The organism is Streptomyces sp. C, assembly GCF_000158895.1.
Taxonomy (GTDB): Bacteria; Actinomycetota; Actinomycetes; order Streptomycetales; family Streptomycetaceae; genus Streptomyces; species Streptomyces racemochromogenes.
Map to the genome: position 1 here is coordinate 5,508,449 of NZ_GG657750.1, position 23,544 is coordinate 5,531,992.

Genomic DNA, 23,544 nt, shown 5'->3' on the forward strand with positions numbered 1-23,544 from the left:
GCAGCGGCCCGGCCCCGGCCCAGGCCCGGCATCCCGCCCCTGCGCGGCAGCGCGCCGCCGCCGGGCGACAATGGCGGGGTGCTCCACGATCTCTTCCCGCCCGGCATCCAGCACGCCCTGGACCTCGCGGGCATCTTCGTCTTCGCGACCGCCGGCGCCCTCCTCGCGGTCCGCAAGAACTTCGACGTCTTCGGCATCTGCGTCCTCGCCCTCGTCACCGCCCTCGGCGGCGGCCTCCTGCGGGACCTCTGCATCGGCGCCGTCCCGCCCGCGGCCTTCAGCGAACTCAGCTTCTTCGTCACCCCCCTGATCGCCGCCGCGCTCGTCTTCTTCCTCCACCCCGAGGTCCAGCGCATCAACCGCGCCATCAACGTCTTCGACGCCGCAGGCCTCGGGCTGTTCTGCGTCACCGGCACCACCAAGGCCTACGAGTACGGCCTCGGCCTGACCGCCTCCGCCGCGCTGGGCCTGGCCACGGCCGTCGGGGGCGGCGTGCTGCGCGACGTGCTCGCCAACGAGGTGCCCTCGCTGCTGCGCGACCGGGAGATGTACGCCGTACCGGCCGTCGTCGGCGCCGCGATGGTGGCCGTGTTCATCGGCTTCGAGGTCCTCAACCCCGTGACCACCGGCATCGCCATCGTCACCACCTTCGTGCTGCGCCTGCTCGCGATGCGCTACCACTGGCGGGCCCCGCTGGCCTGGAACCGCCGTTCCTCGGTGGCCGAAGAGGTGTAGTCCCACCCCGCAAGGAAAAGCTACCGCTTAGTAGCTTGCCGGTGTACCGTCGTCGGCATGTCTTACGCAGCGGCCCAGGCCTCCATCGGCGACAGCGAATTCGACCGCGACACCACCGTCACCGCCCGCGCGGGCGAGCCCGGGGTGTACGACGCGGAGCTGTCCGCCGGCTGGACGATCATCACCGCCGTCAACGGCGGCTATCTGCTGGCCCTGGTCGGCCGGGCCCTCGCGTCGGCCCTGCCGCACCCGGACCCCTTCACCGTGTCCGCCCACTACCTGACCTCCTCCGTGCCCGGCCCCGCCGTGATCCGCACCGAGGTGGTACGCGTCGGCCGCACCCTCTCCACGGGCCAGGCGTCGCTGTTCCAGTACGACGAGAACGGCGCCGAGGTCGAGCGCATCCGCGTCCTCGCCTCGTACGGGGACCTGGCCGCGCTCCCGGACGCCGTGCACACGGTGGCGCGCCCGCCGGCCATCCCGGCGTACGAGGACTGCCTCGGCGCCGAGGCCGGCCCGGCCCCGATCCCCGGCAGCAACGCGATCGTCGACCGGCTCCGGCTCCGCCTGGACCCGGCGACCGCGGGCTGGGCGGTCGGCGCCCCCTCCGGCAAGGGCGAGATGCGGGCGTGGTTCGAGCTGGCCGACGGCCGCGACGCCGACCCGCTGTCGCTGCTGCTCGCGGTGGACGCGCTGCCGCCGACCGCCTTCGACCTCGGCCTGCTCGGCTGGGCCCCGACCGTCGAACTCACCACCCACGTCCGCTGCCGCCCCGCTCCGGGCCCGCTGCGCGTGGGCATCGTCACCCGCAACCTCGCCGGGGGCTTCCTGGAGGAGGACGCCGAGGTCTGGGACTCCGCAGACCGCCTGGTCGCCCAGTCCCGCCAGCTGGCCCGCGCCCCGCGCTAGGGGGCCGCAGACGCCGCACCGGGCCGCGGAGGGGGCGGCCCGGTGGTCGGACCAACCCCACCCGGACGGGACCCGGCGGGGCGGGGGACTCGTAGAATCAAAAAATCATGGCCTACCTCGACCACGCCGCGACCACGCCGATGCTCCCGGAAGCCGCTGCGGCGATGACCGCGCAGTTCGCCGCCACCGGTAACGCGTCCTCCCTGCACGCCGCCGGCCGCCGGGCCCGCCGTACCGTCGAGGAGGCCCGCGAGTCCCTCGCCGAGGCGCTCGGCGCGCGCCCGAGCGAGGTGGTCTTCACCGCCGGCGGCACCGAGGCCGACAACCTCGCCGTCAAGGGCCTCTACTGGACCCGCCGCGACGCCGACCCGGCCCGCAGGCGGGTCCTCGCCAGCCCCGTCGAGCACCACGCCGTCCTCGACGCCGTGCACTGGCTCGCCGAGCACGAGGGGGCCGAGGTCGAGTACCTCCCCGTCGACCGCTACGGCCGCGTGCACCCCGGGGACTTCCGGGCGGCTCTGGAGCGCAACCCCGACGACGTCGCCCTCGCCACCGTGATGTGGGCCAACAACGAGATCGGCACCGTCATGCCGGTCGGGGAACTGGCCGCTGTCGCGCGGGAGTTCGCCGTACCCCTGCACTCCGACGCCGTCCAGGCCTTCGGCCAGCTCGACGTCCGCTTCGGCGACAGCGGCCTCGCCGCCATGACCGTCAGCGGCCACAAGGTCGGCGGCCCCTACGGCATCGGCGCGCTGCTGCTCGGCCGCGACCAGAGCCCCGTCCCGGTCCTGCACGGCGGCGGCCAGGAGCGGCACGTCCGCTCCGGCACCCTCGACGTGCCCGCCATCGCCGCCTTCGCGGTGGCGGCCGTACTCGCCGCCGAGCGGCGCGAGCGGTTCGCCGCCGAGGTCGGCGCCCTGCGTGACGAGCTGATCGCGGCCGTGCTGGCCGCCGTCCCCGACGCCGTCCTCGGCGGCGACCCGGTGGACCGGCTGCCGGCCAACGCCCACTTCAGCTTCCCCGGCTGCGAGGGCGACTCGCTCCTGCTGCTGCTGGACGCGCAGGGCATCGAGTGCTCCACCGGCTCCGCCTGCACCGCGGGGGTCGCCCAGCCCAGCCACGTCCTGCTCGCGGCCGGTACGGACCCGCGGCTGGCCCGCGGCACCCTGCGGTTCTCCCTGGGGCACACCTCCACCAAGGAGGACGTCGCCGCCGTCGCCGCCGCGATCGGCCCCGCCGTGGAGCGCGCCCGCAGCGCCGGCCTCAGCTAGCGGCCGCCGCCCCGAGCTCCTGGCGGACCATGCGGATGTAGCGGTCCCAGTCCCAGTGCGGGCCGGGGTCCGTGTGGTCGGCGCCCGGCACCTCGTCGTGGCCCAGGATGTGCTTCCGGTCCGCCGGTATGCCGTACCTCCGGCAGACGTCGGCGGCCAGTCTCGCCGAGGCCGCGTACAGGGCGTCGGTGAAGTCCCGGGGGCGGTCGACGAAGCCCACGTGCTCGATGCCGATGCTGCGCTCGTTCATGTCCCGGTTCGCCGCGTGGAACGCCACGTCCAGTTCGCGCACCATCTGCTCCACATGGCCGTCCTGGCGCACGATGTAGTGCGCCGACGCCTTGTGGAACGGGTTCTTGAAGGCGTCGACCGAGGACTCGAAGCCGCCCTGTGTGACATGGACGACGATCCGGTCCACCCGGTAGTCGTCGGGCCGGTCCGCGAGCCGCCAGTTCGCCGGCGAGGCCGCCGTCCAGCTCGCGGCCGCGTAGTCCAGCTCACCCTCCTTGCGCGGCTTGGACACCCCCGGCAGCAGCCACCAGGCCCGGCCGATCTCGTCCCGGGCAGCGAACCCCGCCGCCGCGAGCACCCCCAGCCCGCCCAGCAGCACCGCCCGCCGGGTCCGGCGCGGCCCCTTGGGCCCCTTCTCCACCTGCTCGGCCATGTGATCCACCCCCCACAGCCGACAACGCGCCGTGACCCCGCCCGGTTCCCCGTACCCTGGACGGTGCTATGACTGAGAACCTGCCGCGCACCGCCCGCCCCCTCCGCGTCCTGGCCGCCATGTCCGGCGGTGTGGACTCCGCCGTCGCCGCCGCCCGCGCCGTCGAAGCCGGGCACGACGTCACCGGGGTCCATCTGGCGCTCTCCGCGAACCCGCAGTCCTTCCGGACCGGCGCCCGCGGCTGCTGCACCATCGAGGACTCCCGCGACGCCCGCCGCGCGGCCGACGTCATCGGCATCCCCTTCTACTGCTGGGACCTGGCCGAGCGCTTCCGCGAGGACGTCGTCGAGGACTTCATCGCCGAGTACGAGGCCGGTCGCACCCCGAACCCCTGCCTCCGCTGCAACGAGAAGATCAAGTTCGCGGCGCTGCTCGACAAGGCCCTCGCCCTCGGCTTCGACGCCGTCTGCACCGGCCACTACGCCACCATCGTCGAGAACGCCGACGGCTCCCGCGAGCTGCACCGCGCCTCCGACATGGCCAAGGACCAGTCCTACGTCCTCGGCGTCCTCGACGAGAAGCAGCTGGCCCACGCCCTCTTCCCGCTCGGCGACACGATCACCACCAAGGACGAGATCCGCGCCGAGGCCGAGCGCCGGGGCCTGGCCGTCGCGAAGAAGCCCGACAGCCACGACATCTGCTTCATCGCCGACGGCGACACCCAGGGCTTCCTCGCCAAGCGCCTCGGCAAGGCTGAGGGTGACATCGTCGACGGCGCCACCGGCGAGAAGGTCGGCACCCACGACGGCGCCTACGGCTTCACCATCGGCCAGCGCAAGGGCCTGCGCATCGGCCACCCGGCCCCCGACGGCAAGCCCCGCTACGTCCTCGACATCTCCCCGGTGAACAACACCGTCACCGTCGGCCCCGTCGAGGCCCTCGACGTGACCGCCCTCACCGCGATCCGCCCCCGCTGGTGCGGCTCCACCCCCGCCGCCCCGGGCACCTACACCGCGCAGCTGCGCGCCCACGGCGGCGAGACCGAGGTCTTCGCCGAGGTCGTGGACGGCGAGCTGCGCGTCACCTTCACCGAGCCGGTCCGCGGCGTGGCCCCCGGCCAGGCGATCGTCCTCTACGACGACACCCGCGTGGTCGGCTCCGCCACCATCGCGACGACCACCCGCGCGGAGGCCGCCGCCACGGCCTAGGCGACCGTCAGGACGATCTTGCCGGTGGTGCGGCCGAGCTCGCCGAGCCCGTGGGCCTGCGCGGCCTGCTCCAGCGGCAGGACCGTGTCGATGACCGGGCGCAGCCTGCCCTCCTCGACAAGGGCCGCGATCTCCACCAGGCCCCGGAAGTCGGGCTCGACCAGCGTCCAGCCGGTGTGGACGCCGTCCGCGTCCGCCGGCACGTCGTCGGGGGAGGGCAGGGTCACCAGGTGCCCGCCCGGCTTGAGGACCTTCAGCGAGCGCGCGCCGTTCTCCCCGCCGAGGGAGTCGATCACCACGTCCACGTCCGACACCGCCTCGGTGAAGTCGGCCGAACGGTAGTCGATCAGCTCGTCGGCGCCCAGCTCGCGCAGCAGCCCGTGCTTCGCCTCGCTCGCCGTGCCGATGACGTAGGCGCCGCGCGCCTTGGCGATCTGCACCGCGAGGTGGCCGACGCCGCCGGCCGCCGCGTGGACCAGCACCCGCTGGCCGGGGGTGACCGCGGCAGTGTCCACCAGCGCCTGCCAGGCGGTCAGGGCCGCCAGCGGCAGCGCGGCCGCCTGCACGTGGTCCAGGGAGGCGGGCTTGCGGGCGAAGTGCCGGGCCGCGCCCACCACGTACTCCGCGTAGCCGCCCGCCTGGCGCGGGAAGCCCGGCATGCCGTACACCTCGTCACCGGGGGCGTAGAGGGTGACGCCCGGGCCGACGGCCTCGACGGTGCCGGAGACGTCCCAGCCCACGATCGGGACCTCGCCCCAGGCGATCAGGCCGCCGCTGGCCCGGGTCTTCCAGTCGACGGGGTTCACGCCGGCCGCGTGGACCCGCACCAGGATCTCGTTCAGCCCCGGCTCGGGCCGCTCGATCTCCCGCTCGACCAGGGTCTCGGGGCCGCCCCACTCGTTCACGACGATCGCACGCATCTCTACTGCCTCTTTCCGACTGATTCCGTACTTTTCCGGGTCCTGCCCGGCGACATCACTCAGATTCGGGCACCGCGCACCTCCGTGGTATTGGCCGTCTGGCCACCATGTGACAGGATCTGGCCATGAGCACGTACCCCGAAGGAAGCGGCCCCTACGGCAGGCACCTGATCGCGGTGCTCGCCCTGCCCGGCTTCCCGCCCTTCGAGCTGGGCATCCCCCCGCGCGTCTTCGGCCAGGCCGTGGACGAGGCCGGCGAGCCGCTGTACGAGGTCGTCGTCTGCACCGCCGACGGCGCGCCCGTCCCCAGCGACTCCGGCTTCTCGCTCCAGCCCGCCGCCGGCCCGGAGGCACTCGCCGCCGCCGACACGGTCATCGTCCCGCCCACCCACGCCATGCCCGAGCTGGCGCTCGGCGGCCCGCTGCCGCCCGCGGTGGCCGCCGCCATCGCCGGCATCCGGCCCGGCACCCGGCTGGTCTCCATCTGCTCCGGCTCGTACGTGCTCGCCGCCGCCGGACTCCTCGACGGCCGGCCCGCCACCACCCACTGGAACCTCGCCCCCGAGTTCCGCCGGGCCTACCCCCGGGTCCGGGTCGACGAGGAGGTCCTCTTCGTCGACGACGGCGACGTCCTGACCTCCGCCGGGGTCTCCGCCGGCGTCGACCTGTGCCTCCACCTCATCCGCCGCGACCACGGCGCCGCCGTCACCAACCGGGCCGCCCGCATGTGCGTCGTACCGCCCTGGCGCGACGGCGGGCAGGCCCAGTTCATCGACCGGCCGGTGCCCGAGCCCACCGTCGCCACCACCACCGCCACCCGCGCCTGGGCCCTGGAACGCCTCGGCGAGCCGATCTCCCTCGCCGAACTCGCCGAGCACGCCCGGATGAGCCTGCGCACCTTCACCCGGCGCTTCCGCGACGAGGTCGGCATGACCCCCGTCCAGTGGCTCACCGCCCAGCGCCTGGAGATCGCCCGCCACCTGCTGGAGTCCAGCGACCTCCCCGTCGACCTGGTCGCGCACCGCTCCGGCTTCGGCACCGCCAACTCCCTGCGCCAGCACATGCGGGCCTCCATCGGCGTCTCCCCGATCGCCTACCGCCGCACCTTCCAGCCCGCCGCCCGGGCATGACCTCCCGGGTAATCGCCACCGCGGACCCCCGCTGACAGCATCGGAGCAACGGCCGGGACCGCCCGGCGCACCGACAGGGGAGGCCCACATGACCGCGTACGCCATCGCCCACCTGCACCGGCCGACGGTCAACGAGGACGTCCTGCGCTACATCGAGGAGATCCAGGCGACCATGGACCCCTTCGACGGCCGCTTCCTCGTCCACGGCAAGGAGGTCGAGGTCCTCGAAGGCCCCTTCCCCGGCACCGTCGTCGTCATCGGCTTCCCCGACATCGAGCGGGCCCGCGCCTGGTACGCCTCCGACGCCTACCGGGCCATCCTCCCGCTGCGCACCGACCACATCCCCGGCACCGCCTTCCTGGTCGAGGGCGTACCCGCCGACTACGACGCCACCGCCCGCGCGGGCGCCCTCCGCGAGGCCGCCGGGCTCTGACCCCCCGGCGCGGGGCGTGGACCGAGGCGGCGGCGGGGCCCGGGCGGATGCGAGCATGGCGGTATGCCTACTCACGTGATCACCGGTGCCGGATCCGGCATCGGCGCCGCCGTCGCCGCCCGCCTCCACGCCCGCGGCGACGACCTCGTCCTGCTCGCCCGCGACGCCGCCCGCGCCCGGCAGCTCATGGAGCGCTACGCCGGCGCCCGGGTCCTCGTGGGCGACCTGAACGACCCCGACCGGCTCTCCTGGGCCTTCTCCAAGCAGCAGATCCCCGAGCGCATCGACTCCCTCCTGCACATCGCCGGGATCGTCGACCTCGGACCGGTCGGGGAGCTCCGCCCCAAGACCTGGCACCAGCAGCTCAACGTCAACCTGATCGCCCCCGCCGAGGTCACCCGGCTGCTGCTGCCCACCCTGCGCGCCTCCAAGGCCACCGTCGTCTTCGTGAACTCCGGCGCCGGCCTCACCGCCCACGCCGACTGGAGCGCGTACGCCGCCTCCAAGCACGGCCTCAAGGCCCTGGCGGACTCCCTGCGCGCCGAGGAGAAGGCCAACGGCATCCGCGTCACCTCCGTCTACCCCGGTCGCACCGCCAGCCCCATGCAGGCCAAGGTGCACTCCCAGGAGGGCAAGGAGTACGACCCCGAGCGCTGGATCGACCCCGAGTCCGTGGCGACGACCATCGTCATGGCCGTCGACCTGCCGCGCGACGCCGAGGTCAACGACCTGTCCGTCAGGCCCGGCCGATGACCGCGAGCGCCACCGGCGTCGGGTCGCTGCCCGGCGGCGACGCCCGCGAGGCCGCCAAGACCGCGACGGGCTCCTTCGAGGAGTTCCCGTACCTGCCCGAGCTGCCCGCCCGCGGACCCGGCGCGGACATGATCGGCCGCTCCCTGGGGCTGCTCGTCGACATGTACGCGCACGTCGAGCCCAGCGGCTGGCGGGTCAGCGACCGGCCCGGCCGCGACACCCGCCGCGCCCGCTCCTGGCTCGGCGAGGACCTCGACGCCCTGGAGGAGTTCACCCAGGGCCACACCGGCAAGCTCAAGGTCCAGGCCGTCGGCCCGTGGACCCTGGCCACCGCCCTCGAACTGCACGGCGGCGAGGCCGTCCTCCAGGACCCCGGAGCCTGCCGCGACCTGGCCGCGTCCCTCGCCGAGGGCCTGCGCGACCACCTCGCCGACGTGCGCAAGCGCATCCCCGGCGCCGAGATCGTGCTCCAGTACGACGAGCCCTCGCTCACCGCCGTCCTGCGCGGCCGGGTGCGCTCCGCCAGCGGCTACCGCACCTACCGCGCCGTCGACCGCCAGGTGGTCGAGAGCACCCTGCGCGACCTCTTCGCCGTCCACGACGGGGAGGTCGTCGTGCACTCCTGCGCGCCCGAGGTCCCCTTCGCGCTGCTGCACCGGGCCGGCGCCACGGGCGTCTCGTTCGATTTCTCACTGCTCACCGAGCGCGAGGACGACGCCATCGGCGAGGCCGTCGAAGGCGGGCTGAAACTCTTCACCGGAGTGGTGCCGGGCACCGATGCCCCGTTGTCAGACCCGGGCGGTAGCGTCATGGGTGTCAGGAAGCTCTGGCGCAGGCTGGGACTGGCCCCGGGGACTCTCGCCGAGTCCGTCGTGGTCACCCCGTCGTGCGGTCTGGCGGGCGCCTCGCCCGCGTACGCCCGCGCGGCGCAGGCCCATTGCGTCAGGGCGGCGAGGTCGCTCGCCGACAACCCTGAGTGACGGTCGAGCACGGGCCACGGGAGGACACGGCATGGCAGCCGAACAGCAGGACACGGCAGTACCGACGGCGGCGCGCGAGCAGCACCAGCTGCTCGCCGAGCAGGTCGAGGAGCACCGCTTTCGGTACTACGTGAACGACCAGCCGGTCGTCAGCGACGCCGAGTTCGACCAGCTGCTGCGCTCCCTGGAGGCCCTGGAGGAGCAGTACCCCGAGCTGCGCACGCCCGACTCGCCCACCCAGAAGGTGGCCGGGGCGTACGAGACGGACTTCGCCTCCGTGGAGCACCGCGAGCGGATGCTCTCCCTCGACAACGCCTTCGACGACGAGGAGCTGTCCGCCTGGGCCGACCGGGTGGCCCGGGACGTGAACACCCCGGACTACCACTACCTGTGCGAGCTCAAGGTGGACGGCCTCGCCGTCAACCTCACCTACGAGAACGGCCGCCTCACCCGCGCCGCCACCCGCGGCGACGGCCGCACCGGCGAGGACATCACGCCCAACGTCCGCACCATCGCCGAGATCCCGGACCGCCTCAAGGGCGACCGGATCCCGGCCCTCGTCGAGATCCGCGGCGAGGTGTACTTCCCGATGGAGAAGTTCGAGGAGCTCAACGCCCGGCTCGTCGAGGCCTCGGGCAAACCCTTCGCCAACCCGCGCAACGCGGCGGCCGGTTCGCTGCGCCAGAAGGACCCCAAGGTCACCGCGACCCGCCCGCTGCACATGGTGGTGCACGGCATCGGCGCCCGCGAGGGCTTCGAGATCGAGCGCCAGTCGCAGGCGTACGAGCTGCTGCGCGAGTGGGGCCTGCCCACCGCCCGGCACAACAAGGTCGTCTCCTCCCTGGCCGAGGTCCGCGAGTTCATCGCCCTCTTCGGCGAGAACCGGCACTCCGTGGAGCACGAGATCGACGGCGTCGTCGTCAAGCTCGACGAGATCGCCCTCCAGGGCCGCCTCGGCTCCACCGCCCGCGCCCCCCGCTGGGCCATCGCCTGGAAGTACGCCCCCGAAGAGGTCAACACCAAGCTCGTCGACATCAAGGTCGGCGTCGGGCGCACCGGGCGCGTCACCCCGTACGCCCAGGTGGAGCCGGTGACGGTGGCGGGCTCCGAGGTCGAGTTCGCGACCCTGCACAACCAGGAGGTCGTCAAGGCCAAGGGCGTCCTCATCGGGGACACCGTCGTGCTGCGCAAGGCCGGCGACGTCATCCCCGAGATCCTCGGCCCCGTCGTGGACCTGCGGGACGGCACCGAGCGCGAGTTCGTCATGCCGGCCCTGTGCCCCGAGTGCGGGACGGAGCTGCGCCCGATGAAGGAGGGCGACATCGACGTCCGGTGCCCCAACGGGCAGACCTGCCCCGCACAGCTGCGGGAGCGGATCTACTACCTCGCCGGCCGGCAGAGCCTGGACATCGAGAACTTCGGCATCGTCGCGGCCGCCGCCCTGACCGGCCCGCTGGAGCCGGCGCAGCCGCCGCTGCTGGACGAGGGCGACCTCTTCGACCTCACCATCGAGCAGCTGCTGCCCATCAAGGCGTACGTCCGGGACCCGGACAGCGGACTGCCCAAGCGGGACCCGAAGACCGGCGAGGAGAAGATCGTCACGGTCTTCGCCAACCAGAAGGGCGAGCCGAAGAAGAACGCCCTGGCCATGCTGGAGAACATCGCGGCCGCCAAGCAGCGCCCGCTCGCCCGGATCATCAACGGCCTGTCGATCCGGCACGTGGGCCCCGTCGCCGCCGAGGCGCTCGCCCGCGAGTTCCGCTCGATCGACCGCATCGAGCAGGCCACCGAGGAGGAGCTGACGGCCACCGAGGGCGTCGGGGCGATCATCGCCGCCTCCCTCAAGGAGTGGTTCGCCGTCGACTGGCACCAGGAGATCCTGCGCAAGTGGCGGGCGGCCGGCGTGCGGATGGAGGAGGAAGGTTCCGCCGAGGAGGAGGGGCCGCGCCCGCTGGAGGGCCTGACCGTCGTCGTCACCGGCACCCTCCAGAACCACACCCGCGACGGGGCCAAGGAGGCCCTGCAGAGCCGCGGGGCCAAGGTCACCGGCTCGGTGTCGAAGAAGACCTCCTTCGTGGTCGTCGGCGACAACCCCGGCTCGAAGTACGACAAGGCCGTACAGCTGGGCCTCGCGATCCTCGACGACGCCGGCTTCGAGGTGCTCCTCGAACAGGGGGCCGACGCCGCGCGCGAGGCCGCGCTCCCGCTGGAGGGCGGCGCCGGAGCCGAGGGCGGGCAGTAACCCGCACGGGGGTCGTCCAGGGGGCGGCGGAGGCGAACGGATGCATGGCGCCCGGCCGTACGGGCGGGCGCACGCCCGGCGCGGTTCCCGGTGGTAAACGGCCGGTGGACGGCTGGTCGGGGGGCCGTGAGCTGTCGGATCATCGGACGGGTGACGGGGGGGTCCTGGTCCAAACTCACCCGTTCGGCGGATACCGTACTGATGAGGATGGCTGGGCCGCATTCGGGCAACCACCGCCGACCGCTGCCCCTGGGAGCCTCTCGCGTCCTACTGTTGTGGGGTGCGCCTGTCGTGCGCGGCTGCCTGATGCGCTTTCAGCCGTGATGGCATGACATCGGGGCCATCGCGTGGCATCGGCATCGCCGGCTGTGAGAGGGACGGGCATGAAACCCACCGAAAGCGCCGACCCGTCACCTGAATTCGGCGGGGAGGTCCCGCCCGGGCGGGCGGGCCGGCTCGGTGTCCTGGGTGCCAGGACACCGGAGACCCGCGCCCCCGACACCGGAGCGGGTGCACCGGGACACGAGCGGCGGCGCACCGTGCTGCCCCTCGCCCTCGTCGGCCTCGCCGCGGTGGTGCTCGCCGCCGGCATCGCCTCCGCACTGACCAACCGTCAGGCGCTCTTCCCCGGCGGTTCCGTGGGATGGGGGCTGGCCCTGCTCACCGGCATCATCGTCGGCCACCTCGTCGCCCTGGGCCGCGACCGCTGGTGGGGCGGCACCGGATCCGGCGCGGCACTCACCCTCGGCGTCCTGATCCTCTACGGCTGGATCCCCGCCGGACTCGTCTCCCTGGCCGTGGTCTCCCTCGTCGGGGCCGCGCGCCGGCAGCGCTGGCGCCAGGGCCTGCTGCACGGCTCCGTCGACATCCTCGGCATCGGCACGGGGGCCCTCGTCCTCGCGGCCTTCGGCGACGCGCCGAGCGTCGAGAGCCCGTGGCTGCCCATGGGCTGGGACCTCGCGGCCGCCCCCGAGGTGGTCCTCGTCGCCCTCTCCTACCTGCTGGTCACCCGGATCCTGCTGTGGTTCGCGCTCACCCCGCGCGGCGGCGGGCTGCCCACCGTGGCCCGCGCGACCATCCTGCGCCAGGCCCTGGTCGCCGCGGCCCTGCTCGGCATCGCCCCGCTGATCTGCGTGGTCGCCAGCACCCAGCCGGTCCTGCTGCCGCTGTTCGCCGTACCCCTCATCGCCCTCGACTCCACCCTGTGGATCGCCCGGGCCCGCGCCGAGGAACAGCTGCGCGACCCGCTGACCGGGCTGCCGAACCGGCAGTGGCTGCTGGAGCGGGCCTGGTCCGCCCTGGACGAGGCCGAACGCCAGGGCACCCGGTCGGCCCTCGTACTGATCGACCTGGACCGCTTCCGCGCCGTCAACGACACCCTCGGCCACCTCGCGGGCGACCGGCTGCTGCTCCAGATCGCCGAGCGGCTGCGCCAGGCGCTGCCGGCCGACGCCGAGGCCGCCCGGCTCGGCGGCGACGAGTTCGCCGTGCTCCTGCCCACCACAGACTCCACCACCAGCGCCCAGCGCGTCGCCCGCAACCTGGTCGCCGAGCTCAGCTCCCCGCTGGACCTCGACGGCCTCACCCTGGTCCTGGAGGCCAGCGCCGGCCTCGCCGTCTTCCCCGACCACGCGCTGGACGCGGAAGGGCTGCTGCGCCGCGCGGACGTGGCCATGTACCAGGCCAAGCGGGACCGCACGGGCGTCGAGGTCTACGAGTCCAAGCGCGACAGCAACACCCCCGACCGGCTCGGCCTCCTCGGCGACCTGCGCCGGGCCCTCGACGCCGGCGAGGTGGAACTCCACTACCAGCCGAAGGTCCGCTTCGACGGCCAGGTGGCCGGCCTGGAGGCGCTGGTCCGCTGGGTGCACCCCGAGCGCGGGCGGGTCCCGCCCGACGAGTTCATCGCGATCGCCGAGACCTCCGGGCTGATGCCGCACCTGACGGAGTACGTCCTGGAGACGGCCCTCGCCCAGGTCGCCCGCTGGCGGGCGCAGGGCCTGAAGGTCCCCGTCGCCGTCAACGTCTCGCCGCGCGACGTCCACACCCCCGGCTTCGCGGGAGCCGTCGCCGCGCGGCTGGCCCGGCACGGGGTCCCGGCCAGCGGCCTCCAGCTGGAGATAACGGAACACGTCCTGCTGGAGGACCCGCAGCGGGCCGCCGACACCATGGCGGGCCTCACGGGCCACGGGGTGAAGATGTCCCTGGACGACTTCGGCACGGGCTACTCCTCCCTGGTGCACCTGCGCCGGCTGCCGGTGAGCGAGCTGAAGATCGACCGGTCGTTCGTCGCCCGCCTCGCGGTGGACGCCCAGGACGCGGAGATCGTCCGCTGCACGGTCGACCTGGCCCACTCCCTGGGTCTGCTCGTGGTCGCCGAGGGCGTCGAGGACGACGAGACCTGGGAGCGGCTGCGGGACCTGGGCTGCGACGCCGTCCAGGGCTGGCTGGTTTTTCGCCGCCATGCCGCCGCAGGAGGCCACCGCCTGGCTGCTGGCCCGCGGCGAGCGCGGCTTGGCGCCGCCCGGCCGACATCACGGCGGAACTCGCCGCCGCCGCGGAGACCCCGGCCCCGTAGCGGGCCCCCGGCGGGGTCGCCGCTGCGCGGGCGAGGTCCCCTACCCGCCCTTCGCCCGTTCCCCGGGGCTCCGCCCCTGGGAACGGGCGAAGGGCGGGTAGGGAACCGCCCCGCGCAGCGGTCGGCCCGCAGCGTGCCGCAGGCCGTCGGCAAACCGTTTAGCAGGTCCAGGGGCGGGCCCCATAGGATTGGGGCCGAAACCTACACACTCACCCCCAGAGGATCGCTGCATGCCTGGCATCACGCGCGAGGAGGTCGCCCACCTCGCTCGGCTGGCACGTCTGGAACTGAAGAGCGAAGAGCTCGACCACTTCGCCGGACAGCTCGACGACATCATCGGCGCGGTCGCCCGCGTCTCCGAGGTCGCCGACCAAGACGTCCCGCCGACCTCCCACCCGCTGCCGCTGACCAACGTCATGCGCGCGGACGAGGTCCGTCCCTCGCTCACCCCCGAGCAGGCGCTTTCCGGCGCTCCCGCCCAGGAGCAGCAGCGTTTCAAGGTGCCGCAGATCCTGGGGGAGGACTAATCACCATGGCTGACACCAACATCATCAAGCTCACGGCCGCCCAGACCGCCGAGAAGATCGCCTCCGGCGAGCTCACGGCCGTCGAGGTCACCGAGGCCCACCTCGCGCGCATCGAGGCGACGGACGAGAAGGTCAACGCCTTCCTGTACGTCGACCGCGAGGGCGCGCTCGCCCAGGCCGCGGCCGTCGATGCCAAGCGCGCGGCCGGCGAGAAGCTCGGTCCGCTGGCCGGCGTCCCGCTCGCCCTCAAGGACATCTTCACCACCGTCGGGGTCCCGACCACCGTCGGTTCGAAGATCCTCGAAGGCTGGATCCCGCCGTACGACGCCACCCTGACGCGCAAGCTGAAGGAAGCCGGCGTCGTCATCATCGGCAAGACCAACATGGACGAGTTCGCCATGGGGTCCTCCACCGAGAACAGCGCCTACGGCCCCACCGGCAACCCCTGGGACCTCACCCGGATCCCCGGCGGCTCCGGCGGCGGTTCCGCGGCCGCGCTCGCCGCCTTCCAGGCCCCGCTCGCCATCGGCACGGACACCGGCGGCTCCATCCGCCAGCCCGCCGCCGTCACCGGCACCGTCGGCGTGAAGCCCACCTACGGCGGCGTCTCCCGCTACGGCATGGTGGCCTTCTCCTCCTCCCTCGACCAGGGCGGCCCCTGCGCCCGTACGGTCCTGGACGCGGCCCTCCTGCACGAGGTCATCGCCGGCCACGACCCGCTCGACTCCACCTCCATCGACGCCCCGGTCCCGCCGGTCGTCGAGGCTGCCCGCAACGGCTCCGTCGCCGGCATGCGCGTCGGTGTGGTCAAGCAGTTCGCCGGCGAGGGCTACCAGGCCGGCGTCGTCCAGCGCTTCAACGAGTCGGTGGAGCTCCTCAAGGAGCTCGGCGCCGAGATCGTCGAGCTGGACTGCCCGTCCTTCGACCTCGCCATGGCCGCGTACTACCTGATCGCACCGTCCGAGGCCTCTTCCAACCTGGCCCGCTTCGACGCCATGCGCTACGGCCTGCGCGTCGGCGACGACGGCACCAAGTCCGCCGAGGAAGTCACCGCCCTGACCCGTGAGGCCGGCTTCGGCGACGAGGTCAAGCGCCGCATCATCCTCGGCACGTACGCGCTCAGCTCCGGCTACTACGACGCGTACTACGGCTCCGCCCAGAAGGTCCGCACGCTCATCACCAAGGACTTCGAGAAGTCCTTCGAGCAGGTCGACGTGATCGTCTCCCCGACGACCCCGACCACCGCCTTCGCGATCGGTGAGCGCACCGACGACCCGCTGGCGATGTACCTCGCGGACCTGTGCACCATCCCGACCAACCTGGCCGGCAACTCCGCCATGTCGCTGCCCTGCGGCCTGGCACCGGAGGACGGTCTCCCGGTCGGACTGCAGATCATCGCCCCGGCGATGAAGGACGACCGGCTGTACAAGGTCGGTGCCGCCGTCGAGGCCGCCTTCGTCGAGCGCTGGGGCCACCCGCTGCTTGAGGAGGCTCCGTCGCTGTGAGTTCCAGTGCACTGTCCAAGGCCAAGGGCTTCAAGAAGTCCAAGTCCGGCACCTACCTGTCGATCGGCACCACCGCTTTCGGTGCCATCAGCGTGATCAAGCAGGCCCGCAAGGCCCGCAGCGAGCAGGACACGCTGAAGCTCGTCGACGCCGTCGTATCCGCCGCCGCCATCGTCACCGGCCTCGCGATCCTGTACCGCGAGCTGAAGCGCCTCGGCGACGACGACGTCCTGCTGGGCTGAGAGGGAAAGTTTCACCGTGACCACCTTCACCGAACTGCTGTCGTACGAGGACGCCCTCGCGTCGTACGACCCCGTCATGGGCCTTGAGGTCCATGTCGAGCTCGGCACCAAGACCAAGATGTTCTGCGGCTGTTCCACCGAGCTGGGCGCCGAGCCCAACTCGCAGACCTGCCCGACCTGCCTCGGTCTGCCCGGCTCGCTCCCGGTCGTCAACGCGATCGGCGTCGAGTCCGCCGTCAAGATCGGCCTCGCGCTGAACTGCGAGATCGCCGAATGGTGCCGCTTCGCCCGGAAGAACTACTTCTATCCGGACATGCCGAAGAACTTCCAGACCTCCCAGTACGACGAGCCCATCGCCTTCAACGGCTACCTCGACGTCCAGCTGGAGGACGGCGAGATCTTCCGCGTGGAGATCGAGCGCGCCCACATGGAGGAGGACACCGGCAAGTCGCTGCACGTCGGCGGCGCCACCGGCCGCATCCACGGCGCGTCCCACTCCCTGCTGGACTACAACCGCGCCGGCATCCCGCTCATCGAGATCGTCACCAAGCCCATCGAGGGCGCGGGCGAGCGGGCCCCCGAGGTCGCCAAGGCGTACGTGGCCGAGCTGCGCGAGGTCATCAAGGCGCTCGGCGTCTCCGAGGCCCGCATGGACAAGGGCCAGATGCGCTGCGACGTGAACCTGTCGCTGCGAGCGAACCCTGCGGCACCCTTCGGCACCCGCTCGGAGACGAAGAACGTCAACTCGCTGCGCTCCGTCGAGCGCGCGGCCCGCTTCGAGATCCAGCGCCACGCGGCGGTGCTCTCGTCGGGCGGCTCGATCGTGCAGGAGACCCGGCACTTCCACGAGGAGGACGGCTCCACCACGGCCGGCCGCATCAAGGACAACGCCGAAGATTACCGCTACTTCCCCGAGCCGGACCTGGTCCCCGTCGCCCCGGCCCGCGCCTGGGTCGAGGAGCTGCGCGCCGGGCTGCCGGAGATGCCGCGCGTGCGGCGCAACCGCCTCCGCGAGGAGTGGGGCGTCAGCGAGCACGACATGCAGTCGATCCTCAACGCCGGCGCGGTGGACTCCATCGTCGCCACCATCGAGGAGGGCGCCGACTCCACCGCCGCCCGCAAGTGGTGGATGGGCGAGCTGGCCCGCAACGCCAACGAGCAGGGCGTCGTCGTCGACGAGCTGCCGATCACCCCGGCCCAGGTGGCCCGGATCGCGGCCCTGGTCGCGGCCGGCGACCTGAACGACAAGCTGGCGCGCCAGGTCATCGAGGGCGTCCTCGGCGGCGAGGGCACCCCGGACGAGGTCGTCGACAAGCGCGGCCTGAAGGTCGTCTCGGACGAGGGCGCGCTCGGCGCGGCCGTGGACGAGGCCATCGCGGGCAACGCGGCCATCGCCGACAAGATCCGCGGCGGCAAGGTCGCCGCCGTCGGCGCCCTGGTCGGCGCGGTCATGAAGACCACCCGCGGCCAGGCCGACGCGGCCCGCGTCAAGGAGCTCATCCTGGAGCGCCTCGGCGTCGAGGGCTGACCCCCCGGCAGTCGCTGACGAAGGCCCCGCACCGGATGCCGGTGCGGGGCCTTCGCCGTGTCCGGGCACGGCCGGTGCCGTGTCCGGATGTGACGGGGAATCGTCATTGCCGCCATGCCGGGACCACGTGAGGATGGGGTCATGCCCACTCCGCACCGGGTCGTCATCGCGGTCTTCCCCGATGTCGACCTCCTCGACGTCACCGGCCCGGCCGAGGTCTTCGCCCTGGCCAACCGGGAGACCGGCGGGCGGGCCGGCTACGAGGTCGCCCTCGCGGGGCCCGCGGCCGGACCGGTACGGACCTCGGCCGGGGTGCGGCTGCTCGCCGACACCGCCTTCGGTGACGTCGGCGGGCGGGTGGACACCCTGCTGGTGCCCGGCGCGGTCGACATGACCGAGGCCGGACCGGTCGCCCGGATCGACGAAGCCGTCGTGGCGTGGGTGCGGGAGACCGCCCCGCACGCACGGCGGGTGGCGTCGGTGTGCGTGGGGGCCCACCTGCTGGCGGCGGCCGGGCTGCTGGACGGGCGGACGGCGACCACCCACTGGTCGACCGCCGCCCAGCTGGCGGCCGAGCATCCGGAGGTCGTGGTCGACCCCGATCCGATCTTCGTCCGCACCGACCACGGCCGGCTGTGGACCGGTGCGGGGATCAGCGCCTGCCTGGACCTGGCGCTGGCCCTCGTCGCCGAGGACCTGGGGGAGCAGACCGCGCTGGCGGTGGCCCGGCAGCTGGTGATGTACCTCAAGCGGCAGGGCGGCCAGAGCCAGTTCTCGGTGCCGCTCAGCCGGCCGGCCGCTGGCCGCCGGGACATCGACGACCTGCGGCTCTACATCGCCGACCACCTCGACGCGGACCTGTCCGCACCGGCCCTCGCGGCCCGGATGTGCCTGAGCGAGCGGCACTTCGCCCGCGTCTTCACCCAGGAGACCGGCACCAGTCCCGCCGCCTACGTCGAAGCGGCCCGCATCGAGGCGGCCCGGCGCGTGCTGGAGACCACGGACAGCCCGCTCGACCAGGTCGCGGCCGCGGCCGGTCTCGGCTCGGCGGAGACCCTGCACCGGGCCTTCCGCCGGCAGCTCGCCACGACCCCGGCGGCCTACCGCCGCCGGTTCCGTACGCAGGCCGGCTGACCGCACCCACCCGTTGGAGGAGCAGGGGCGGCTCCGCCATGCCTTCTTCCGTGTAATTCATCCCCTTTGGAGGGTTTTTCATGAGCGTGAACACGAACACCGACGCGAGCACGGCTTCCGCGACCCTGCGCGAGGTGAGCGGGCTGGACGGGCGTCCGGCCCGGCTGGCGGACTCCGCCCTGGTGATGATCGACTTCCAGAACACCTACCGCACCGGCGTGATGGCCCTAGAAGGCGCCGAGGAGGCGCTCGCGGCGGGTGCCCGGCTGCTGGAGCGCGCCCGGGCCGCCGGCGCGCCGGTGGTGCACGTGATCAACGACGGTGGCGAGGGCGGCCCGTACGACATCCGCGCCCGGATCGGCGCCATCAGTGACGAGGTCGCCCCGGCCGAGGGCGAGCCGGTGGTGGTCAAGCAGGCCCCGAACGCCTTCCACGCGACCGGGCTGGAGGAGGTCCTCACCGGTCTGGGCTTCGCCGCGGGCAGCGGGAGGGACCTGGTGCTGGCCGGGTTCATGACGCACATGTGCGTCACCTTCACCGCGGAGGGGGCCTTCTACCGCGGCTACCGGCCCACCGTGGTCGCCGGGGCCACCGCCACCCGCTCCCTGGCCGCCCCGGACGGCACGGCCCTGCCCGCCGCGGCCCTCCAGGCCGCCGCCCTCACCACGATCACGGACCTCTTCGGCGTGGTGGTGCCCGAGGTGGAGGACATTCTGTAGCGCTCGCTAGTTAAATCGGGTAGGTTTCTTTCTGTAGCGACCGCTACGGAAAGAGCTGGGGGATCAACATGTCCGCGACCACGACCACGCCTGCTGCCCACCGGGCCCACTACGCCCGCACCGTCCGCACGGAGAGCGGCGGCCCCGGCCTGCTGCTGGCCCACGGGGCCGGCGGGTCGGTGGAGGCCAACTTCGGGCCGCTGCTGGACGCGCTCGCCGCCCGGCACAGCGTCGTCGGCGTCGACTACCCCGGCGCCGGGGGCACCCCGAAGTCCGAGGAGCCGCTGAGCCTCGACGGGCTGGCCGACCAGCTGGTGGCCGCCGCGGACGCCGAGGGGCTGGAGCGGTTCGCCGTGCTGGGCTACTCGCTCGGCGGGAGCGTGGCCGTCCGGGTCGCCACCCGCTACCCCGAGCGGGTCACCGCGCTCGTGCTCACCGCGAGCTTCGCGCGGGCCGGGCACGGCTTCGGGCTGGTGGGGGAGGTGTGGTCCGAGCTGGGCCGGCGCGGGGAGGACGAGCTGCTCGCGCGGCTCCTCGTACCGCTCGTGCTCAGCGAGGAGCAGCTGGAGGCGCTGAGCCCCGGGCAGCTGGAGGACGCGGTGCGGGGGACCGCGTCCACGGTGCCGCCCGGGAGCGGGGACCAGGCCGCCCTGATCAAGGGCACGGACCTGCGCGCGGAACTCGCGGGGATCGGCGTACCGGTCCTGGTCGTCGAGACGACCCGGGACCGGCTCGTGCCGCGGGCCGCCCAGCAGGAGCTGGCGCAGGCCCTGCCGGACGCCCGGCGCGCGGAACTGCCCACCGGGCACCTCCCGTTCGCCGAGCGCCCGGCGGAATGGGCCGCCCTGGTCACGGAGTTCCTCAGCGGGCGTCCGGCGCGCTGAGGAAGGCGAGGCGGGCCGGCTTCGCCGGGAGGTAGACCTCCGGCAGGTCGATCTCCGGCAGCTCGACCTCGGGGCCGAGTACGAAGCCGGTCCGCTCCAGCAGGGCGATGGCCTTGGCGTTGCGGGCGTCCGGCTCGCCGACGACGCGGCGGGTGGCGGGGTCGGAGAACACGTAGGTGATGAAGGCCGTCATCAGGGCGCCGGTGAAACCGTGCTCGACGCCGCCCTGGACGGGGCCGATCAGCAGGTGGACGCCGACGTCCCCGGGGAGGACCTCGTAGCACTCGCTGACCCGGTCCTCGGCGCACTCGTACGTCTGGAAGAGCGCGACCGGCTCGCCGTCGCGGTGGACCATGAACGCGTGGTGGGTGGTGCGGCGGTCGACGTCCTCGTAGATCTCCTGGACCAGTTCGCGGCTCGCCTCCGCCATGCCCCAGAAGCGGGCCCGCTCCTCGGTGACCCAGGAGTGGATCAGCGCGGAGTCGGCGGCGGGGTCGACGGGGGTGATGGTGACCGTCCCGAAGCCCTCGACGTCCTGGGTGTGGACGGGCGTACGGGTGGACGCGGGGGCGGCGGCGGAGCCGTTGATCATGCGGATTCCTTGGTGAGGCGGGCCCAGTCGGTGACGACGGGGACGAGTTCGCAGCGCGCCCAGAGGGGGAGCTGGTCGCGGTGGTGGGGGGAGCCGGTGACGCCGTCCGCGCCCAGCGGGACCGCCCAGAGGCTGTCCTCGCGGCGGGCCAGGTCCCAGACGTAGCGGGCCGCGGAGGCGCGGGCGGCGCGGTCGGTGAACCCGGGTACGGAGGAGGTGGCGTTGACGCAGTCGTGGTCGCCGCCCAGGCCCGGCCACTCGGCCTCCGGGTCGGGTAGCGCCGACCAGGGGGCGAGGAGGTGGAGCCGGGACCAGGGGGTGTCGTGGGCGCCGGCCTCCGCCGCCTCCTCCAGGGCGGCGCGCACGTGCGCGGCGCGGTCGAGGCCGGGGAGGAGGCCGGTGGTGAGCAGGCCCTCCAGGGCGTAGCCGACGCGGGGCAGGAGGTACAGCCAGGGGTGGAAGACCTCCGGGCCGGCGGGGGCCGGGGCCAGGCCGGCGAAGACGGGGTCGGCGGCGAGGCGGCGCACGGTCGCGCCGCGGAAGGCGGCGAAGGCGGCGGCGTCGGTGCTGTCGGCCGCCATGTGCCGGTCCCAGGCGAGGAGCCGCTCCCGGAGCCGGGCGGCGGCGGGGGAGAGGCCGTCGGGGGCGGGCAGCAGGGCGAGCAGCGGTCCGGCGGAGGCCAGGTACGTGTCGGCGTGTACGTCGGCCATGGCCTTCGGGGACCAGGCCGCCGAGCCGCTGAGCAGCTCCCGGATCCGGTCGGCGCGGTGCGGGGGCGCGAAACTCCACGCCGAGCGGGGACGCGATCCCGCGGGCGTTGGCCATGACGGCGAAGCCCTGGACCGGCTCGGCGGGGGTGGCCGCCCAGCCCCGCCAGGCGTGACGGGGGTCCCAGGCGGGCACCGGCCGGAGCCGGTTCGCGCCGTCGCGCAGCGGGACGGCTCCGGCGACGCGGTGCAGCAGGCCGCCCTCGGAGTCGGCGGCGTGGACGACGTTGACCGGCTCGGCCCAGCCGTCGAGGGCGCGGTCGACGTCGGCGACGGTGCGGGCGCGGAGCAGGGCGGGGAGTGCGGCGAAGCCCAGGTCGCGGCGGACGCGCGGCGGGTAGCGCAGGGCGAGGGCGTCGGCGCCTTCGGGGACGAGGCCGTCGGCGTCGCCGTGGACGACGAGCGGGCCGCGCGGGGTCTCCAGGACCTCCACCTCGACGTCGGCGGCGCCGGCCACGGCGATGGTCTCGGTGTGCCGGGCGACGGGCTCCCAGGTGCCGTCGGGGCCGAGCGCCTCCAGGCCGTCGCCGGCGGGCCGCAGCCGCTCGGCGTAGAGGTCCTGGTAGTCGGCCATGGCGTTGGTGATGGCCCAGGCGGCGCTGCCGGTGTGGCCGAAGTGGGCGAGGCCGGGGACGCCGGGGACGGCCAGGCCGAGGACGTCGTACTCGGGGCAGGCCAGGCGTATCTGCTGGTAGACGCCCGGGTCTTCGATGAAGCGGTGCGGGTCGCCCGCGATGATCGCGGCGCCGGTGGCGGTCCGGTCGCCCGGGACCAGCCAGCCGTTGCTGCCGGCGGTGCCGGGGCCGTCGGTGGCGAAGAGGGTGGCGGCGCCGTCGCCGAGGACGCGGGCGACGCGCTCGCGCCAGAGCTTGGTGGCGAACCCGGCGAAGAGGATGTGGGTGGCGATCCAGACCGACAGCGGGACCCAGGGCTCCCAGGGGGTGGGGGTGTGGCCGGTGCGGGCGAAGCGCTCGTCGCGGGCGGCGCCTTCGGCGAGGCCGGAGTTGACGCCGTCGACGTAGGCGCGCAGCCAGGCGGCGGTCTCGGGGTCGAGGGCCTCGTGGCAGCGGCGGGCGGTGTCGTCGAGGCGGGCCTGGCGGGCGAAGCGGTCCCAGGGGACGCAGTCGGCGCCGAGGAAGGCGGCGCTGGAGCCCTGGGCGCGGTGCCGTTCCACTTCGATCTGCCAGGCCCGGTCGAGGGCGGTGATCCGGCCCTGGGCGTAGGAGAGGCGGGTCGGGTCGGATGCGCGCAGGTGCGGGATGCCCCAGCTGTCGCGGTAGACCTCGTAGGGCTCTGTAGTCACACTGCTCACGTCTCCCCAGGCGTCTTAGGTTAGGCTGGCCTTACTATAAGGGTGTCAGGGGGAGGGGCGGACATGGCGGTCGGCAAGGGCTGGGAGGGCGTGGTCCTCAAGCTGCTGCGCGGCAAGGACTTCACGTTCACGGTGACCGGGGTGGAGGAGGTCACCGAGCACTTCCGCCGGGTCCGCTTCAGCGACGGCGGGCTGCTGGCCGCCGCGGGAGCCTCCCTGCACCCGACCATGTGGGTCCGGGTCTGGTTCCAGGGCGGCAGCCGTCCGCACCAGCGGGCCTACACGCTGGTCGACCCCGACCCGGCGGCCGGGACCTTCGCCTTCGAGTTCGCCCTGCACGACGGGCTGGCCAGCCGGTGGGCGCGCACGGCCGCGCCGGGGGACACCCTGGAGGCCACCGTCCAGGGCACCGGCTTCACGGCGCCGGACCCCGAACCGGAGCGGCTGCTGGTGATCGGCGACCCGGGCCTCCCTGCCGGCCGTCAACTCCCTGCTGGACGCCTACCCGCGC

18 protein-coding genes and 4 pseudogenes are annotated in these 23,544 nt (G+C 73.6%); 18 read left to right on the plus strand and 4 right to left on the minus strand.

The window, feature by feature from the left end:
- Positions 1–78: 78 nt before the first annotated feature.
- From SSNG_RS25045 to SSNG_RS25055, 3 genes are all read left to right on the plus strand, one after another.
- A complete protein-coding gene (locus SSNG_RS25045) occupies positions 79–735 on the plus strand; it encodes a trimeric intracellular cation channel family protein (RefSeq protein WP_007266705.1) in 657 nt (218 codons plus the stop codon).
- 57 nt (positions 736–792) lie between these two features.
- Positions 793–1,644, plus strand: a complete 852-nt coding sequence (locus SSNG_RS25050) for a thioesterase family protein (protein WP_007266706.1) — start codon at positions 793–795, stop codon at positions 1,642–1,644.
- Between the two features lie 107 nt (positions 1,645–1,751).
- Positions 1,752–2,915 carry a cysteine desulfurase family protein gene (locus SSNG_RS25055; protein WP_007266707.1) on the plus strand — a complete coding sequence of 388 codons (1,164 nt, stop codon included), beginning with the start codon at positions 1,752–1,754 and terminating at the stop codon, positions 2,913–2,915.
- Here SSNG_RS25055 and SSNG_RS25060 read toward each other — a convergent pair.
- A complete protein-coding gene (locus tag SSNG_RS25060) occupies positions 2,908–3,579 on the minus strand; it encodes an N-acetylmuramoyl-L-alanine amidase (RefSeq protein ID WP_050779724.1) in 672 nt (223 codons plus the stop codon). The genes SSNG_RS25055 and SSNG_RS25060 overlap by 8 nt on opposite strands.
- A gap of 68 nt (positions 3,580–3,647) precedes the next feature.
- On the opposite strand from SSNG_RS25060, the gene mnmA reads away from it, so the two are divergent.
- Positions 3,648–4,787 (plus strand): tRNA 2-thiouridine(34) synthase MnmA, encoded by a 1,140-nt coding sequence (gene mnmA, locus SSNG_RS25065; protein ID WP_007266709.1) that lies wholly within the window; start codon positions 3,648–3,650, stop codon positions 4,785–4,787.
- Here the strand turns inward: mnmA and SSNG_RS25070 are convergent.
- The gene (locus SSNG_RS25070) at positions 4,784–5,707 is read right to left on the minus strand and encodes an NADP-dependent oxidoreductase (RefSeq protein ID WP_007266710.1); all 924 of its coding nucleotides are present in this window, start codon (positions 5,705–5,707) and stop codon (positions 4,784–4,786) included. The two genes, mnmA and SSNG_RS25070, sit on opposite strands and share 4 nt — an antisense overlap.
- A gap of 125 nt (positions 5,708–5,832) precedes the next feature.
- Here SSNG_RS25070 and SSNG_RS25075 point away from each other — a divergent pair, with 125 nt between their 5' ends.
- The 13 genes and pseudogenes from SSNG_RS25075 to SSNG_RS25135 all read left to right on the plus strand — a co-directional run bounded on the left by SSNG_RS25075 (position 5,833) and on the right by SSNG_RS25135 (position 20,362).
- The gene (locus SSNG_RS25075; protein WP_007266711.1) at positions 5,833–6,837 is read left to right on the plus strand and encodes a helix-turn-helix domain-containing protein; all 1,005 of its coding nucleotides are present in this window, start codon (positions 5,833–5,835) and stop codon (positions 6,835–6,837) included.
- An 88-nt stretch (positions 6,838–6,925) separates the two neighbouring features.
- Complete coding sequence (locus SSNG_RS25080; RefSeq protein ID WP_007266712.1) at positions 6,926–7,270, plus strand: DUF1330 domain-containing protein; 345 nt, start codon at positions 6,926–6,928, stop codon at positions 7,268–7,270.
- A 63-nt stretch (positions 7,271–7,333) separates the two neighbouring features.
- Positions 7,334–8,023, plus strand: a complete 690-nt coding sequence (locus tag SSNG_RS25085) for an SDR family oxidoreductase (protein ID WP_007266713.1) — start codon at positions 7,334–7,336, stop codon at positions 8,021–8,023.
- Positions 8,020–9,003: a methionine synthase gene (locus SSNG_RS25090; RefSeq protein ID WP_007266714.1), complete on the plus strand. Its 984-nt coding sequence runs from the start codon at positions 8,020–8,022 to the stop codon at positions 9,001–9,003. Before SSNG_RS25085 ends, SSNG_RS25090 begins: the two co-directional genes overlap by 4 nt.
- Positions 9,004–9,034: 31 nt before the next feature.
- Positions 9,035–11,245 (plus strand): NAD-dependent DNA ligase LigA, encoded by a 2,211-nt coding sequence (gene ligA / locus SSNG_RS25095; RefSeq protein WP_007266715.1) that lies wholly within the window; start codon positions 9,035–9,037, stop codon positions 11,243–11,245.
- Between the two features lie 542 nt (positions 11,246–11,787).
- A pseudogene (locus SSNG_RS25100) lies at positions 11,788–13,823 on the plus strand (bifunctional diguanylate cyclase/phosphodiesterase).
- 230 nt (positions 13,824–14,053) lie between these two features.
- Positions 14,054–14,350: an Asp-tRNA(Asn)/Glu-tRNA(Gln) amidotransferase subunit GatC gene (gatC, locus tag SSNG_RS25105; protein WP_007266718.1), complete on the plus strand. Its 297-nt coding sequence runs from the start codon at positions 14,054–14,056 to the stop codon at positions 14,348–14,350.
- Positions 14,351–14,412: 62 nt separating this feature from the next.
- Positions 14,413–15,855 (plus strand): annotated as a pseudogene (gene gatA, locus SSNG_RS25110) (Asp-tRNA(Asn)/Glu-tRNA(Gln) amidotransferase subunit GatA); the annotation flags it as partial.
- Entirely contained in the window at positions 15,852–16,097 is a 246-nt protein-coding gene (locus SSNG_RS25115; protein WP_007266720.1) for a hypothetical protein, read from the plus strand. The pseudogene gatA and the gene SSNG_RS25115, both read left to right, overlap by 4 nt.
- Before the next feature lie 16 nt (positions 16,098–16,113).
- The gene (gene gatB / locus SSNG_RS25120; RefSeq protein WP_007266721.1) at positions 16,114–17,625 is read left to right on the plus strand and encodes an Asp-tRNA(Asn)/Glu-tRNA(Gln) amidotransferase subunit GatB; all 1,512 of its coding nucleotides are present in this window, start codon (positions 16,114–16,116) and stop codon (positions 17,623–17,625) included.
- A gap of 141 nt (positions 17,626–17,766) precedes the next feature.
- The gene (locus tag SSNG_RS25125; RefSeq protein WP_007266722.1) at positions 17,767–18,759 is read left to right on the plus strand and encodes a DJ-1/PfpI family protein; all 993 of its coding nucleotides are present in this window, start codon (positions 17,767–17,769) and stop codon (positions 18,757–18,759) included.
- Positions 18,760–18,839: 80 nt separating this feature from the next.
- Entirely contained in the window at positions 18,840–19,478 is a 639-nt protein-coding gene (locus SSNG_RS25130; RefSeq protein ID WP_050779725.1) for an isochorismatase family protein, read from the plus strand.
- Positions 19,479–19,546: 68 nt separating this feature from the next.
- On the plus strand, positions 19,547–20,362 hold the full coding sequence (locus SSNG_RS25135) for an alpha/beta fold hydrolase (RefSeq protein WP_007266724.1): 816 nt from the start codon (positions 19,547–19,549) through the stop codon (positions 20,360–20,362).
- Here the strand turns inward: SSNG_RS25135 and SSNG_RS45360 are convergent.
- On the minus strand, positions 20,340–20,954 hold the full coding sequence (locus tag SSNG_RS45360) for a GNAT family N-acetyltransferase (RefSeq protein ID WP_042801849.1): 615 nt from the start codon (positions 20,952–20,954) through the stop codon (positions 20,340–20,342). The two genes, SSNG_RS25135 and SSNG_RS45360, sit on opposite strands and share 23 nt — an antisense overlap.
- Positions 20,951–23,024 (minus strand): annotated as a pseudogene (locus tag SSNG_RS25145) (penicillin acylase family protein). Before SSNG_RS25145 ends, SSNG_RS45360 begins: the two are co-directional and overlap by 4 nt.
- 72 nt (positions 23,025–23,096) lie before the next feature.
- On the opposite strand from SSNG_RS25145, the pseudogene SSNG_RS25150 reads away from it, so the two are divergent.
- A pseudogene (locus SSNG_RS25150) lies at positions 23,097–23,544 on the plus strand (siderophore-interacting protein); the annotation flags it as partial.